The organism is Paenibacillus sp. MT86, assembly GCF_058792535.1.
This window is the reverse complement of the sequence record NZ_CM179499.1, coordinates 5,045,814-5,060,084: the sequence shown is the minus strand read 5'-3', so window position 1 is coordinate 5,060,084 and position 14,271 is coordinate 5,045,814. Positions and strand designations below refer to the sequence as shown.

General features: G+C 53.4%; 15 protein-coding genes. 10 read left to right on the top strand and 5 right to left on the bottom strand.

The features are described 5' to 3' along the window. Positions 1-62: 62 nt before the first annotated feature. The gene (locus AC3RCL_RS22735) at positions 63-743 is read right to left on the bottom strand and encodes a zinc metallopeptidase (protein WP_009594846.1); all 681 of its coding nucleotides are present in this window, start codon (positions 741-743) and stop codon (positions 63-65) included. A 43-nt stretch (positions 744-786) separates the two neighbouring features. Next, a complete protein-coding gene (locus tag AC3RCL_RS22730; RefSeq protein ID WP_009594823.1) occupies positions 787-1,236 on the bottom strand; it encodes a MerR family transcriptional regulator in 450 nt (149 codons plus the stop codon). Between the two features lie 316 nt (positions 1,237-1,552). Here AC3RCL_RS22730 and AC3RCL_RS22725 point away from each other — a divergent pair, with 316 nt between their 5' ends. From AC3RCL_RS22725 to AC3RCL_RS22715, 3 genes are read left to right on the top strand one after another with little or no spacing between them, the layout of a single operon-like run. After that, positions 1,553-2,992 (top strand): ammonium transporter, encoded by a 1,440-nt coding sequence (locus tag AC3RCL_RS22725; protein WP_492532148.1) that lies wholly within the window; start codon positions 1,553-1,555, stop codon positions 2,990-2,992. A gap of 51 nt (positions 2,993-3,043) precedes the next feature. Next, positions 3,044-4,123: a DUF294 nucleotidyltransferase-like domain-containing protein gene (locus AC3RCL_RS22720; RefSeq protein WP_492532146.1), complete on the top strand. Its 1,080-nt coding sequence runs from the start codon at positions 3,044-3,046 to the stop codon at positions 4,121-4,123. Then, positions 4,120-4,860 (top strand): 3'-5' exonuclease, encoded by a 741-nt coding sequence (locus AC3RCL_RS22715; RefSeq protein ID WP_015736691.1) that lies wholly within the window; start codon positions 4,120-4,122, stop codon positions 4,858-4,860. The genes AC3RCL_RS22720 and AC3RCL_RS22715 overlap by 4 nt, the downstream gene beginning before the upstream one ends. A gap of 43 nt (positions 4,861-4,903) precedes the next feature. On the opposite strand, the gene AC3RCL_RS22710 is transcribed toward AC3RCL_RS22715, so the two are convergent. Continuing rightward, positions 4,904-5,437, bottom strand: a complete 534-nt coding sequence (locus AC3RCL_RS22710) for a M67 family metallopeptidase (protein WP_492532144.1) — start codon at positions 5,435-5,437, stop codon at positions 4,904-4,906. A 164-nt stretch (positions 5,438-5,601) separates the two neighbouring features. Between AC3RCL_RS22710 and AC3RCL_RS22705 the strand changes: the two genes are divergently transcribed. Further along, positions 5,602-6,153, top strand: coding sequence for a TlpA family protein disulfide reductase (locus tag AC3RCL_RS22705; RefSeq protein ID WP_096776051.1), 552 nt, complete (start codon positions 5,602-5,604; stop codon positions 6,151-6,153). Between the two features lie 90 nt (positions 6,154-6,243). Here the strand turns inward: AC3RCL_RS22705 and cimA are convergent, their stop codons facing one another. Then, a complete protein-coding gene (gene cimA / locus AC3RCL_RS22700; RefSeq protein WP_015736688.1) occupies positions 6,244-7,860 on the bottom strand; it encodes a citramalate synthase in 1,617 nt (538 codons plus the stop codon). A 353-nt stretch (positions 7,861-8,213) separates the two neighbouring features. On the opposite strand from cimA, the gene AC3RCL_RS22695 reads away from it, so the two are divergent. From AC3RCL_RS22695 to AC3RCL_RS22685, 3 genes are all read left to right on the top strand, one after another. Then, positions 8,214-9,536, top strand: coding sequence for a DNA polymerase IV (locus AC3RCL_RS22695; protein ID WP_492532141.1), 1,323 nt, complete (start codon positions 8,214-8,216; stop codon positions 9,534-9,536). Positions 9,537-9,723: 187 nt separating this feature from the next. Further along, entirely contained in the window at positions 9,724-9,963 is a 240-nt protein-coding gene (locus tag AC3RCL_RS22690) for a ferredoxin (RefSeq protein ID WP_009594795.1), read from the top strand. A 167-nt stretch (positions 9,964-10,130) separates the two neighbouring features. Beyond that, positions 10,131-11,534, top strand: coding sequence for a L,D-transpeptidase (locus AC3RCL_RS22685; RefSeq protein ID WP_192571034.1), 1,404 nt, complete (start codon positions 10,131-10,133; stop codon positions 11,532-11,534). On the opposite strand, the gene AC3RCL_RS22680 is transcribed toward AC3RCL_RS22685, so the two are convergent. Further along, the gene (locus AC3RCL_RS22680) at positions 11,531-11,668 is read right to left on the bottom strand and encodes a hypothetical protein (RefSeq protein ID WP_015736685.1); all 138 of its coding nucleotides are present in this window, start codon (positions 11,666-11,668) and stop codon (positions 11,531-11,533) included. The genes AC3RCL_RS22685 and AC3RCL_RS22680 overlap by 4 nt on opposite strands. Before the next feature lie 195 nt (positions 11,669-11,863). Between AC3RCL_RS22680 and AC3RCL_RS22675 the strand changes: the two genes are divergently transcribed. The 3 genes from AC3RCL_RS22675 to AC3RCL_RS22665 are packed head-to-tail and all read left to right on the top strand — an operon-like array spanning position 11,864 to position 14,229. After that, positions 11,864-12,958, top strand: coding sequence for a quinone-dependent dihydroorotate dehydrogenase (locus AC3RCL_RS22675; RefSeq protein WP_213579864.1), 1,095 nt, complete (start codon positions 11,864-11,866; stop codon positions 12,956-12,958). A gap of 25 nt (positions 12,959-12,983) precedes the next feature. Then, positions 12,984-13,796 (top strand): GTP diphosphokinase, encoded by an 813-nt coding sequence (gene yjbM / locus AC3RCL_RS22670; protein WP_096776046.1) that lies wholly within the window; start codon positions 12,984-12,986, stop codon positions 13,794-13,796. Continuing rightward, positions 13,786-14,229, top strand: coding sequence for a DUF309 domain-containing protein (locus AC3RCL_RS22665; protein WP_090909553.1), 444 nt, complete (start codon positions 13,786-13,788; stop codon positions 14,227-14,229). Before yjbM ends, AC3RCL_RS22665 begins: the two co-directional genes overlap by 11 nt. Positions 14,230-14,271: the final 42 nt, after the last annotated feature.

The following is a 14,271-nucleotide window of genomic DNA, read 5'->3' as shown; positions in this document are numbered from 1 at the left end:
CGTCTCCGCCAATCAAGGTAGAGAGGAAAGCCCTTTATCGTTGTCCTTCATGTCAAACGTGTTTATTCGCGGTTGCTCGTAAAGATCATGATGTAACGGATCAGCTCGAGCAGCGAGATCAAAGCTGCAGCGACGTAGGTCAGGGCCGCAGCGTTCAATACCTTAGCGACTCCGCGTTCTTCGTCATTGGCAATATAGCCTTCTTGAACCATCAGCTGACGGGCACGGTTGCTTGCGTTAAACTCGACCGGCAGCGTGACAAGCTGGAAGGCAACGGCGCAAGAGAAGAAGATAATGCCGAGACCGACCAGGTTCATGGCTTGGAACAGGAATCCGGCAATCAAGAGAAACGGAGCGATACCGGATGCAAAGTTAACGACCGGGAACATCTTGTGACGGGCTACGAGCATCGGATAGTGCTCCGCATGCTGGATCGCATGGCCTACCTCGTGACAAGCGACGGAGACGGCCGAGATGGTACGTTCGTAATAAACAGGCTCCGACAACCGGACTACGCGTTTGGTCGGGTCATAGTGGTCAGAGAGCGTGCCTGGCACCGGTTCAATCGGAACGTCATGGAGTCCGTTGGCATCCAGCATATGACGCGCTGCATCGTATCCGGTCATGCCGGTGCTGTTTTCAACCTTGGCCCATTTGTTGAACGTGCCTTTGACCCGGAACTGAGCCCAGAGAGAGAATATAAACGCAATAATAATGAGTATAAACATCCAGTCAGAATACATTTATCATACCCCCATACAAAGTTGTCAATTTGGTGTTGCATCATTACATCGAAGTGAACTGGTTCAGCAAAATTTGCAGCGACTCGATACAGGCAGCTCCCTTGGGAAGAATGTTAGCGAGCACCTCCCGTGCTTGACTGGGTTTTAATTCGCTAAGAAGCGGGTTGAGCTCCTTGACATCCCGTTCCAGCTGTTTCATCTGTATTTCGAGTTTGGTTAGCTTCTCCGTCATTTCGGAATCATCGGCAACCGACTTCCAGCGATCCAGTCTCTCCTTAATCTCATCGAGAGTATATTTCTCTTGCTTCAACTGATTAATACGTTCGAGAGTGCTTAAGGTTTCAGAACTGTACAGCCGGTAGTTTTTTAACGTCCGTTTTTCAGGGGAGATCAAACCCAGCTTCGTATAGTAGTCAATGGTTCTTTCGCTGATTCCGGCAGCCTTGGCCAGCTCACCGATCCGGAAAAGGTTTCCGCTCGTGATCCCCATCATTCATCACCTCGCAAGCCTTCATTGAATTGGACATTAATGAATGCATTTATATTTTCATTTTAATAGAAATATGATACATGATCTTCAACCATACAGTCAAACGTCATAGTTGTGACAAAAAACCTTGAAGCCTAGTTTATTCTTCACTGAGCATGATGTTAAACGATTTGCACTGTATGCACTTAATGTTAGATTATATTACATAAAGTAAGTTTTTTTTGAAAAAAACCGTTGCGGATTTTTAATCTCCCCCCTATAATGACAATAAGAATTCAAGGCGATGTTATATTAGTTAACACAAAGGGGAGTGTAAAACATGAAAAAAAGATGGCTAGGTTTAATGGCGGGAGTAATCGCTCTACTCGCATTCCCGGCGAGCGCGTTCGCCGCTGATGGGGGAGCCACGAACGTTGAATTGACGGCTGGTCTGAACTCCGTATTCGTATTCTTGGCAGCGCTGCTCGTATTTTTCATGCAAGCAGGGTTCGCTCTGCTGGAGGCCGGTTCGGTTCGCATGAAAAATGCGGGACACGTCGCAGGCAAGACCTTTCTGACCTTCGGCATTTCGATCGTAGCCTTCTGGGCGCTAGGGTTTGGTCTAGCCTTCGGTAACGGCAACAGCTTTTTCGGATTTGAAGGCTTTTTCTTAAGCGGAGACAATGCAGCAGGCTCATTTGATTCCTTGTCCGCATACGATGTGCCGACGACCATCATGTTCCTGTTCCATCTGTCCTTTGCGGCCGTATCCTTGGCGATCGCTTGCGGCGGTATGGCAGAACGGGCAAAGCTCAGCGTTTATATCGTGTTTGGATTGCTGTTCACCATCGTGATTTACCCGATCGTTGCTCACTGGGTATGGGGCGGTGGCTGGCTCGGCGCTCTGGGCATGCAGGACTTTGCCGGATCGACGGTCGTTCACTTGACAGGCGCAACGGCAGCACTGGTGGCTACCATTCTTCTGAAGCCTCGACTTGGCAAATATAATAAAGACGGGAAGCCTAACAGCATACCGGGTCATAACCAAGTTTTATCCGTACTCGGCGTATTCATCATCTGGATCGGCTGGTTCGGGTTTAACCCGGGCAGCACCATCTCGGCACTCACAGACGGTTTCTTCGGTTTCGTGGCATTGAATACGAATATCGCGGCGGCGGCAGGCGCACTGGCCGCATTGCTGATCTCTTGGGCGGTTCTTGGCAAAGCGGATATTCCTAGCATGCTAAACGGTATTCTCGCTGCATTCGTTGCCATCACAGGCGCTTGTGCTTTCGTGGAGCCTTGGGCGGCCGTTGTGATCGGCGCCGTAGCGGGTACGGTTACGTTCTTTACGGCGCAATGGTTTGACCGCAAAGGTATCGATGATCCTGTATATGCATTCTCCGTACACGGCATTGCCGGTATGTGGGGTGCCGTGTCCACCGGATTGTTCGCGGCCCCTAGGCTTGTTGAAATCACGGGCGTAGGCAAGGAGGGTTTATTCTACGGCGGGGGCTTCGGCCAGCTCGGCGTTCAGCTTCTGGGTCTGATCGGCACGTTTGCATTCGTTCTGGTGATCTCGTTCATCATTCTGTATATCATGAAAGTTACGATGGGCATCCGCGTAACGGAGGAAGAGGAATTGATGGGTCTTGATATCAGTGAACATGGAACCTACGGATATCCGGAACAAATGAAACTTTTGGTGGAATCGGAAGGGAAATCCCCAGAGTTTCGTTCCGGAAGCAAGGCGGTTCCCGGTAGTGACACGGCTTTATAAGAAGCTCACCATTATCATTGTTCATGAAACAAGTCAGAAGGAGGCCGCGGCATGAAACCTCTGAAATCCGTAAATCTGTTTCCGGCATTGTCGGAAATTCGGAAAGCAGCAACAGCCCAGCAATTACGAGATGAACGGATCGCTTGTCAGAACCATCTCATCGAGATGCGCAGTAACATGGAGCTGAGAGAGTGGATCGCATCCGTGAATACGATGCACGATCTGATTGGACAGCGTGCCGCGGCAATCTGTGAGCAGGACATGTGGGAGGCTGGCTTTGGCCGGCCTCCTGCGCGTTATGCTTTCGTAGCTTTTGGCAGCTGCGGAAGGCAGGAAGCTACGCTGTGGAGCGATCAGGACAACGGTTTGATCATTGGCGATGAGCTGGAAGAGGAGGCGCTCCCCTTCTTTCGGGAATTTGGGCTTCGGCTGGCGAATCTGCTGGAATATCTCGGGTACCCGAAATGCTCCGGAAAAGTGATGTGTTCCGAGCCATTATGGAGCAAGCGGCTTGGCGATTGGAAGAATCAGATCAGCGAATGGTGCGGAGACCGGCAGTGGGAACCGATACGAAACTTCATTATTGCTTCGGACCTGCGCCATATATCGGGCGATACCGAGCTTTCGGAGGCGTGGGTGGACCATTTCCGCAGCTCCGTCGAGCAGCATCCGGACATCGGCCATGCCGTGCTGCGGAACACGGTCAAGCATAAGGCAACGCTGAATGTCATGGGGCGAATCGTGACGGAGCGGTTTGGAAAGCATGCCGGCGAGTTTGACGTGAAGTATGGCGTTTATATTCCGCTGGTGAACAGCATACGCACCATGGCGCTGCAGCGGGGCATCATCGAAACCTCGACGCAAAAACGCATGGAAAAGGTGATGCTGCTTGGAGGAGGGAATCTGCTGCTGGAAAGCGTGCAGCGCGCTTTTTTGACGGCGCTTCGGTTGAGAAACGATACGCCCATTCGAGTGGAGGACGGGCTGATTACGAGCAGCGGGTATATCCCGCAGGAGCAGCTCAAGAAAAAAACCATGCAGTACGAGCTTCGCGATACGCTTGGAGTGGTGAGACGGGTGCACCGATCATTGCAGCGCGAGCATCGTTTTGCGGAGAGGAGAAGCCCATGACTGAACCGGTACAATCGAACGGCGGTTTCTGGAGATCGCTTCGTTCGGGTAACATCAATTCCGCCATCGCCTCCATGCGCGGGGCGCAGACAGCCCAGCAGTTGGCATTCATCCGATCCCAGATGAAGGATAACCGGAGGCCGGAGGTTCTGGGCACCCCGCTGGACGAGCTGGAGGTTGTCGTATTCGATCTGGAGACGACGGGGTTCAATCATCAGCACGGCGATGAAATATTGTCTTTCGGTGCGATCCGGGTCATCGGGGAGCAGGTGATCGAGAATGAAACCTTTCATATGATCGTGAACAGCGGTGCCCCGGTGTCTCCATTCATTGCCGAGCTTACGGGTATCACGCAGCAAATGGTTGATGCAGCCCCGCCTTTAATGGAGGGGCTGCATGATTTCATGGCCTTTATAGGGGGGCGGGTGCTTGTTGCCCATGCCGCCGCGCATGACCGGGGTTTCTTGAACGCCGCCTTGTGGAAGACCTCCAAGGTTCGATTAACGCATCGGCTGCTCGATACGATGATGCTCGCGCAGAGGTTATATCCCGAACAGAAGGATTACAGTCTGGATGAGCTGCTGCGAAGCAGCGGCATTCCGGTGGAGGGAAGGCACCATGCTCTGTCCGATGCGCGCATGACCGCCCGGCTGTGGGCGGATTACATGAAAGACATTCAGGCGCGCGGCCAGGCTACCACGCTAGGAGACTTATACGTCTATCTAAGCGAGGGGTAGCATTGGGATAGGAGATTGGAGATTGGAGGTGTCCGCCAGTTCGTCATTCCTTTAGAATTGCAAAAGGGACCGGGGCAAGGGAATAAAATGCCCTTCCCGGAAGCGACTTGGAGCTTGGCGGCAGCTGGCTGAAGGATTCGCGTTCTTCCTCACTCCGGATAATTTTGTAGGCATGGAGCTGCAATGCGTTTAAGCCGGAGGCGCCGGGAACTGCAGGAGAAGCAATAGCATACACCCGGAGCAACCCGCCGAAGGATTGGAGCTGAAGCAGATCCTCGCCCGAGGGGTTAGGCGTGGTATGCGGGTGACTGTGAAACAAACCGACGATGCCTTTTTCAGCCAATACCAAGCGAGTCCACTGAACGGGGTCCAGATGAAAAGAATGCAGCGGAAATTCCGCTGTATTTTTTACGGGAATAAATTGCGTAACGGTTATGGACCGGCTTGCTTCATCGGCATGTCCGATAAGGACGCCGCAAGCTTCTTCCGGCAAACGATGATGCATATGGTCCGACATATGCTCTTTGACGGCCTCGCGCAGCAGAAGCCGCTCCAGGGACGTGTGAGACGGGTTCATGTATAATCCTCCTGGATCATATAATTGGTCCGATCTTATGATGGCGTCGATCGCGTGTTTGAAAGATCGGGGTTTCAGGGTACAATAGGGACTATAAGTGCGTGTTCAAAAGCGGACTTTTTGAACAACCTCTATAACTAAGTTTAGCAAAGGAACCTATACCTATGAAACGTAACATCATCATTATCGTCCTGCTTCTTATCGCAGCAGGCGCTGTTGTCTATAATCAAGCCGGCGACGATATCCAGGCCGTCTTCATGCAGGAGAAGCCGCTTCCGACGGAGACGGGGGCCAAAGCCGGCCTGCTTGCCCCGACCTTTACCTTGAAGGGGATGGACGATAAGTCCTATTCCGGCGGCGGAGCGCGCGATAAAGCAATGCTAGTCAATTTCTGGGCATCCTGGTGCGAGCCGTGCAAGCAGGAGGCGCCGGAGCTCGACAAGTTGGCTGCAGAGTATGCAAGTGAGCTCGAAATCTACGGCGTGAACGTGTCCAAGTATGACAATGCGAAGAAAGCGCGTCAATTTGTTCAGGATTTTAACCTTCAATACCCGATCCTTCTCGATACAAAAGGAGAAGTGTTCGAGGAGCTGTATAAAGGGCAGGTTTTCCCGACCAACGTGCTGATCGATCGTAACGGCGTGATTCAGGAAATCATTCTGGGCGCACCCGATCCCAAGGATCTTCGTAAAAAGGTGGCCAAGCTGATAAATTAATCGTTTGCTTAGCCAGCTGACGAAACCAAAAAAAGCGCGGCCGCCATGTCCTGAACATGGTGGATACGCGCTTTTTATATTGGACATAACCTAATGATTTACCAAGCCTTGCCTTGCCGCAGACTCATGCACCTGCTCCGGGGAAATCTGGCCGAGCAGCGCATAACGCATACTGTCCACCAGCGCTTCCCAGCTGGCCTCGATGACGTTGCTGGATACCCCGACGGTGTTCCAGGCATTCTCGAAGTTCTTGGATTCGATCAGAACCCGGACCTTGGCTGCCGTTGCATCCTTGTCATCCAGCACCCGCACCTTATAGTCGGCAAGATGCATTTCCTTGAGCGTCGGGAAGTATTGGACCAGCGCTTTACGCAGCGCATTATCGAGGGCATTGACCGGACCGTTGCCTTCCGCAGCGGTATAAATGCTCTCGCCGGCGACGTTGACTTTGACGAAGGCTTCGGAGACGACCGGCTGTCCGGCCGACTTCTCGACCAGCATCTTGAAGGATTCGAAGGTAAACAGCTCCTTGAGCTCTCCGTTCGCTTCCCGAAGAAGCAGCTCCAGGGAAGCGTCTGCGCCTTCGAATTGATACCCTTCATGCTCGAGATCCTTGATCTTTCCGATAATATGCTTGGATTGCTCGCTTGCCGGATCAAAGTCAAGCCCCATGTCCTGCGCCTTCGATACGATATTGCTCTGCCCCGCGAGCTCGGAGACCAGCACGCGCTGTTTGTTTCCGACCTTCTCCGGTTCGATATGCTCGTACGTTCTGGAATCGCGCAGGATCGCCGAAACGTGGATGCCTCCCTTATGGGCGAAGGCGGCGTTGCCGACATACGGCTGGTTAACCGGCATGTTAACGTTGGCGATTTCGCTGATATACCGTGCGGTATTCGTCAGCGTGCGGAGGTTGTCGTCACCGATGCACTCATACCCGAGCTTCAGCTGCAGATTCGGAATGATGGAGCACAGGTTGGCGTTCCCGCATCGTTCACCGTATCCGTTCATCGTTCCCTGCACATGCCGGACACCGGCCTGCACGGCGCTTAGGGTGTTGGCAACGGCAAGCTCGCAGTCGTTGTGCGTATGAATGCCGAGCGGAGCGCCAGGCAATGGACCCGTCAGCGATGTGACAATGTCCGAAATCTCGTGCGGGAGACTGCCGCCGTTCGTATCGCACATGACAAGCCAGTCGGCGCCTGCTTCCCGTGCCTTGGACAATACGGCAACAGCATATTCCGGATTGTTCTTGAAACCGTCAAAAAAGTGCTCGGCATCAAAAATGACCTCGAGGCCTTTCCGCTTCAGGAAAGCGATGGAATCATAAATCATGGCCAAATTCTCTTCGAGTGTCGTTTGAAGCGCCGTATGGACGTGGAAGTCCCAAGACTTCCCGACCAAGGTAGCGGCAGAAACGCCGGATTCCAGAATGCGAAGCAGATTGGCATCCTGGTCGGCAATGGAACCTTTGCGCCGGGTGCTGCCAAAAGCGGTTACTTTTGAGGTTAAGCCGAGATCCTGGACTCTTTTGAAAAATTCGATGTCCTTGCTGTTGCTTCCCGGGATACCGCCTTCAATATAATGAACACCAAGAGCATCGAGCTTCTTGGCGATTTTGACCTTGTCGTCCGCTGACAAGCTGATTCCTTCGCCCTGGGTTCCGTCGCGAAGTGTCGTATCAAAGATGGAAATGGACTTAGACATGATGTCCTCCTTTGGGTGTCCGGGATTGGACCGCATTGTTTATAATTTTGTATTATAGCATTTCTTTGCGGGAAAGTAACAGAGTAAAACAAACTTTTCCCGCAAGGGGCCCATCCTTGACCCTTGCGAAGGGGGACGGTATGCTGGAGGCGTTAAATCGGGGCCAGCCGTGCGTACATGATTTGCTTAGCGGACAAGATCATACAGGCATCGATCTCTAAAAACGGTATAATGGAAGAGGCACCATTTGCCTCAAGTACCGTAACCATCATTCAGACCGAACCTTAAATAATGGGGCTACCCTATTCCCTATAGATTATGAAGAACCGTACCGAAGAAAGAAGGAATGCTGCGTGGGACCTATCGACGATTATTATCCGGCCAGCGGCCGCGTTATCCTGCATGTGGATATGAATGCTTTTTACTGCTCCGTGCATGAGGCGGAGGAGCCGGAGCTCTATCGTGGCAAAGCCACGGCCGTCGCAGGCAGCATCGAGCTGCGAAAAGGCGTCATCGTCACCTGCTCCTATGCAGCGAGGTCGCTGGGGATCCGCACCGGCATGAACGTGAGGCAGGCGCTGCGAATCTACCCTGACCTGATGATCATCCAGCCGGATTTCCATCTGTACCGCAAGTATTCCAATGCATTCATGAACATAGCTTATGCCTATACACCGCAGCTGGAAGCGACTTCGATCGATGAATGTTACCTGGATATTACCGGCTCGAAGCAGTTCGGCACCCCTCTGGATATCGCTCGGGAAATCCAGGAGCGCATCCGCGAGGAGCTGTCGCTTCCGTGCTCGGTCGGCATTGCGCCCAATAAATTGCTGGCCAAGATGGCCTCGGACATGAAAAAGCCCAACGGGCTGTCCGTGCTGCGAATTCGGGATGTCCCGCAGGTGCTTTGGAACAAACCCTGCGCGGAACTGTTCGGCATCGGGAGCAAGACGGCCGACAAGCTGCGCAAGCTGAACATCCAGACCATTGGGCAGCTGGCTGCCGCCGACGAAAGCCTGCTGACCTCGACCTTTGGCGTGATGGGGTCATGGATGAAACGAGCGGCCAGCGGCATCGATCACGCCCCGGTCGTCGCGGAGCGGGAACAGAGCAAGTCCATCGGACACACGACCACGCTCCCGCAGGATGTTACCTCGGCTGAGGAGGCCAGAAGGGTGCTGCTGAACTTAAGCGATCAGGTAGCGCGCCGGCTCCGCAGGCAAGGCTTGGTGACCAGCGGCATTCAAATTACGCTGCGCACGCCGGACATGAAGACGATCACCAGGTCGAGGCATCTTGGCATTCCGACGGAAAATACCGAGGACATCTACCGGGAAGCGTGCGAGCTGTATAACCGGCATTGGAAGCAGGACAAGCCGCTCCGTCTGCTCGGCGTCACGCTGCAGCAGCTCACGGCGAAGGAGGAATCCGCCATTCAGCTGGACCTGTTCGACTACGAGAAGCAGCCCAAGAAAGAGTCGCTGACCCGGGTGATGGACGAGCTGCGCAATAAATTCGGCGAGAGCGCGGTACTGACCGCCGGCATGCTGGGCGATGACCCATCGTCCTTAATCCGCAATCATAAGCGGAGAGGTACTTCTTTACAGATGGATTTTGTAAGGGAACTGGGGAACGATAATAAAAATACCGATCGTCAGGACCGAGATCGCGATTAGCCGTTTTTGTTCGTCACAGAACAGCTCATTGGCCTGCAAGTACAGCCGATTTTTGTCGGAAAATGTTAGGAAATTTATTTGTATTCCTAAAACAATTGTATTAATATATGTAGATGGTGGCGGCAGAACCGTCAGCTTATACTATGTTTATAAAGATGTTTATAGATATACAGGAGGAAGAGAGACTATGGCGAAGTTTACTTGGGTAGATAAAGATACCTGCATCGCATGCGGCGCATGCGGCGCAACGGCACCCGACATTTACGATTACGACGACGAAGGCCTGGCAGAAGTTATTTTCGACGGGGACAACAACCGCGGGGTAACGGAAATTCCGGAAGATATGCATGACGACATGCTGGATGCTTGCGACGGCTGCCCAACAGATTCAATTCGGATTGCAGACGAGCCGTTTAACGCAGAATAACAAATTCCGCTCGATCCCTGATATTCCATCTTGAACTCATACCGACGTCCTCTGCCCGACTAAGGCAGGGGGCGTTTTTTCATATCCGGGGACTCATACATAATCGGAGCGTTTATTCCGATATACAGGATAATAGAGGTAAAAATGTCATTATAGGAGGCTCTCGAATGAACAATTCGCTGTACCTCAAAAGATATGTGGAGACGCATCCTGATAATAAAATGGCCTGGTACCTGCTGGGCAAGGAGTATGAGCAGGCCGGCGAGCAGGGCAAGGCGAACTACTGCTACAACAAAGCCGAAGGGGTCTACGAAGCCTTTGAGCTGAGTCAGGTCCCTTCCGACATATGGAAAAATTACGAGCAGCGCTTATTGGAGATGGAGAAGGACAAAGAGCGCAAGCGAAAGAGGACCCGGCGTTTGCTAGCGGCGCTGGTGCTGCTCCTGCTGGTTTTCCTTCCGCCCGCCCAGGCGCCGGGCTCCGCTACAGGGAATGTTGCGGAAGTTTTGTTCCCGCCGCATGAGCCGGCGTCCGCCAATGCGCTCAACAAAGAGAAGCCGGATTCGCGCAAGGAACCGCTGTACACAGCCGTTGCTTCCGGCCAAGGCAAGGACTCCGCGGGTCCGCTGTCCTCATTGCTTCAGCATCCGCAGCAGCTGCCGAATTGGTCGGTTGCGCTGGGGATGAAGCGTTCGGGCAAATGGCTGCTGTGGAGCCGGGACATGGAACGGTTATACGGTCTGCATCGGAATGATCAAGGCGCGATCGCTATTCAGCCTTACGAGGGAGCAGCCGAAGAGTGCGATTGCGAGCCTGCGGACAGTTCGAGGCTTAAGCGGAGCGCGGGGCAGTGGGCCGATCTGCAGGTAGAGACGGCCGTTCTGCAGGAAGCGGCCAAACAGTATAAGGCTCGGCACGGCCGCCTGCCCAAAAGCTTGGATGAATTGACGCAACCGTTCCCGAGCAATTGGCTGTCCGGCCGCTCGAAAGCGATGGAGCAGATGTTCGAAACGTTAATGCGGCAGCAATCCCAAGGAACTGGCGGTCAGGGGCAACCGGGGCAGCCGGGGAACAGCTTGGAGGAACCTGGATATTGGGGGACTTCGCCGGACGGTGATCCCTTTTTCGAACAGCCGCTTCAGGTCATCATTGACCGGAAACGGCATCGGCTGGCCGTCGTAAGCGGCGGCATCCTGCTGCGTAATTATGCGGTCGGGCTCGGCGGAGCGAAAACGCCGCTGGGTGATTTTCATATCAACGATAAGGTAGTCAATCCGAACGGAACCACGAAGGGTCCCTACGGCACGCGGGGAATGCAGCTTTCCGATACGCTGTACGCGATACATGGGACGCTGGACGTGGACAGCATCGGCGCGAACGAATCCGAGGGCTGTATCCGTATGCTGACTGAGGATGTGGAGGAGCTGTTTGACCTGGTTCCGATGGGAACCGTCGTGAAAATAAGGGAAGGGGTCCTGCCCGAGGACCTGTGGACGCCGAAAGAGCGTTTTAAGCTCAAGCATACCCAGGGTCAGACCAACCCGGGCAAGGTGTATCACTGGCTGGATTAAGGCTGGGCGATCACAATCAGAACGATAATCAGGATAATCAGAAGAGCGATGCCGGAGCTGATCCATAGTATGGCCTTCTTATTAACCTCTTCTTTTTTCTGCTGCAAGGTCGGAGGCTTACGTTTGGCTGACATGTCTTTCCCCTCTTTCTCTCATGATCGTGAAATGATTTGTGCAATCTTCCTTTATTGTAAGGGGTTTGTCCTAAAATTGCCATATCGCTTTCAAGCCGGGACGATCGCTCAGTTTATGCCGAAGAACTTTCTTTTTGAGGAAGAAACGGATAAACTGAAGGATAGAGAAATAACTGGATGAGAGGAAGAGTGGATGTGCTGTACCGCAACATAGGCAAACCTATATTTTTTAGACTGGACCCCGAAAAAGCCCACCACCTTGTGGTTGGCGGCCTTGGACGTGCCTCCGGCGTGGTCGGCGCAGACGCTGTCATGCGGGGGATGTACGGTGTAAACGAAACGCCGGATTTGGCAGTGGACCTGTTCGGGCTTCATTTCCCGACGCCGGTCGGACTTGCCGCCGGATTGGACAAAAACGCTCACGCCGTCAAAGGCTTCTCCTCCATCGGCTTCGGATTTATGGAAGTAGGCACGGTAACCCCGAAGGGACAACCGGGCAATGAACAGCCGCGATTGTTCCGGCTTCCTCCGGATGAGGCGCTCATCAACCGGATGGGCTTCAATAACGAAGGGGCCGAGGCCATGGCCAAAAGGCTGTCCGCACTCAAGGAACGCCGCATTCCGGTTGCCGTCAACATCGGGAAGAACAAGGCGACGCCAAACGAGAAAGCCAACGATGATTATGAAGCTTGCATTCAAGCTTTATTTCCGTATGGCGACTTTTTTGTTGTCAACATCAGCTCGCCGAACACGCCGGATTTGCGCAGCCTTCAGCATGGAAGCGAATTGTCATCCCTGCTGGAAGCCGTCATGAACGAAATGTCGCGGCAGGCGAAGATCCATGGGGGCGAGAAGGCCGTTCTGGTGAAGATTGCGCCGGACGTGAGCGATGAGGAGCTGGAATTCATGGTGGATACGATCAGCGCCAGCGGCGTTTCCGGCATTATCGCCACGAATACGACGCTTTCGCGGGACGGCCTGACGCACAGCAACGCCAAGGAAACCGGAGGCCTGAGCGGCAAGCCGCTGCGGAACCGCTCGACGGAGATCGTGTCGCGGATCTACAAGCAAACCGGCGGTTCGCTTCCGATTATCGGATCCGGGGGGATTTTTACGGCAACGGACGCTTATGACAAAATACGCGCAGGCGCAAGCCTGGTGGAAATTTATACAGCACTTATCTATGAAGGGCCTGAGGTGAACCGCAAGCTTCATTCCGGTCTCCGGGAGCTGCTTGCACGGGATGGCTTCAGCCATATTTCCGAAGCCGTCGGCGCTAATCATCGGTAAAGGGGTAAAGACAGGAGGCAAGGCGATGGACGTTAGAGACTGGGGGACATTTTTGCTTCCGTATGAGCAGACCGTTGAGGAATTGAAGGTCAAATTCAAGACGATGCGTGCCGAACTGAAAAAAAGGGAGGAATACGCACCCATCGAATTCGTAACGGGTCGGGTCAAACGGATTTCGAGCATACTGGACAAGGCGAAACGCCTCAATGTGCCGATGGACCAGTTGGAAACCGGGATTGAGGATATCGCAGGCATTCGCATTATGTGTCAATTCGTGGAGGATATTCGGCGGGTGGCCGAATATATCCGGGCGCGGAAAGACCTGACTGTGCTATACGAGAAGGATTACATTACCAATTTCAAAGAGAGCGGCTATCGGAGCTTTCATATGATCATTGAATATCCGGTGCAAACGGCTTTGGGGCAAAAGAAGGTGCTTGCCGAAATTCAGATCCGCACGCTGGCCATGAACTTCTGGGCTACAATTGAGCATTCCCTTAGCTACAAGTACCGTGAAAGCCTGCCGGATGACATTCGGGCGCGGCTGAAGAAGGCCGGAGAAGCGGCCAATACGCTGGATACGGAAATGTCGAGCATCCGTGAGGATATTTTGGAGGCGCAGCGGCAGTTCGAGGACGATTCCAATATTACGACGCAGGTGCTGAACGCGATACACAAGCTGTACTTTTTCCATCTGGTCAATGAAGCGATCGCATTCCAGAGCCGCTTTAATGCGATATGGCAGGATCATGACATGGATGAGATGAAGGTGCTTCTGGACGAAGTGAAGGAGCTGTTGGCGGCAGCCAAGAAGAAAGTAAATGAAGATGAGCTATGAGCCGCTATATGTCGCTTACCTCGTCTATTTCAACCGGGACCGGGATTACTTCGAATGCCATGAGGTGTTAGAGGAGTTGTGGCTGGAGCGGGATCGCGATCCCAGGTACAAGGGGCTGCTGCAAGTGGCCGTCGGGCTCTTTCACTTCCGGAACAACAACGTACGAGGAGCATACAAGATGTTCACAAGCGCCGCCTCCCGGCTCGAAAGCTATCCCCGGGATGAACTCGGGATCTCGATGGGGAAGCTGGTAGGCGAGGTGCGGGACTACGCCAAGCAGCTGTTATCGTATGACGTTCATCCGTTCCCCTATAGGGATCTGACGATCGAAATTGGGGATACGGAGCTGAAGCGGGCGGTTTTGTTGGCATCGGAGCGGATCAAGCCGAACATTCCGCAGCGGCGCAAGCCGGAGCGGGCACATGCCAAGTAGCGCCGAGAGAATAAGTAAAAAAAGAGCTGCCCGTCTGTAGAA

Excerpts from the sequence above, each read along its gene's own strand:
- AC3RCL_RS22735 (WP_009594846.1), bottom strand. The coding sequence starts at position 743 with ATGTATTCTGACTGGATGTTTATACTCATTATTATTGCGTTTATATTC.
- AC3RCL_RS22730 (WP_009594823.1), bottom strand. The coding sequence starts at position 1,236 with ATGATGGGGATCACGAGCGGAAACCTTTTCCGGATCGGTGAGCTGGCC.
- AC3RCL_RS22725 (WP_492532148.1), top strand. The coding sequence starts at position 1,553 with ATGAAAAAAAGATGGCTAGGTTTAATGGCGGGAGTAATCGCTCTACTC.
- AC3RCL_RS22720 (WP_492532146.1), top strand. The coding sequence starts at position 3,044 with ATGAAACCTCTGAAATCCGTAAATCTGTTTCCGGCATTGTCGGAAATT.
- AC3RCL_RS22715 (WP_015736691.1), top strand. The coding sequence starts at position 4,120 with ATGACTGAACCGGTACAATCGAACGGCGGTTTCTGGAGATCGCTTCGT.
- AC3RCL_RS22710 (WP_492532144.1), bottom strand. The coding sequence starts at position 5,437 with ATGAACCCGTCTCACACGTCCCTGGAGCGGCTTCTGCTGCGCGAGGCC.
- AC3RCL_RS22705 (WP_096776051.1), top strand. The coding sequence starts at position 5,602 with ATGAAACGTAACATCATCATTATCGTCCTGCTTCTTATCGCAGCAGGC.
- cimA (WP_015736688.1), bottom strand. The coding sequence starts at position 7,860 with ATGTCTAAGTCCATTTCCATCTTTGATACGACACTTCGCGACGGAACC.
- AC3RCL_RS22690 (WP_009594795.1), top strand. The coding sequence starts at position 9,724 with ATGGCGAAGTTTACTTGGGTAGATAAAGATACCTGCATCGCATGCGGC.
- AC3RCL_RS22685 (WP_192571034.1), top strand. The coding sequence starts at position 10,131 with ATGAACAATTCGCTGTACCTCAAAAGATATGTGGAGACGCATCCTGAT.
- AC3RCL_RS22680 (WP_015736685.1), bottom strand. The coding sequence starts at position 11,668 with ATGTCAGCCAAACGTAAGCCTCCGACCTTGCAGCAGAAAAAAGAAGAG.
- yjbM (WP_096776046.1), top strand. The coding sequence starts at position 12,984 with ATGGACGTTAGAGACTGGGGGACATTTTTGCTTCCGTATGAGCAGACC.
- AC3RCL_RS22665 (WP_090909553.1), top strand. The coding sequence starts at position 13,786 with ATGAGCTATGAGCCGCTATATGTCGCTTACCTCGTCTATTTCAACCGG.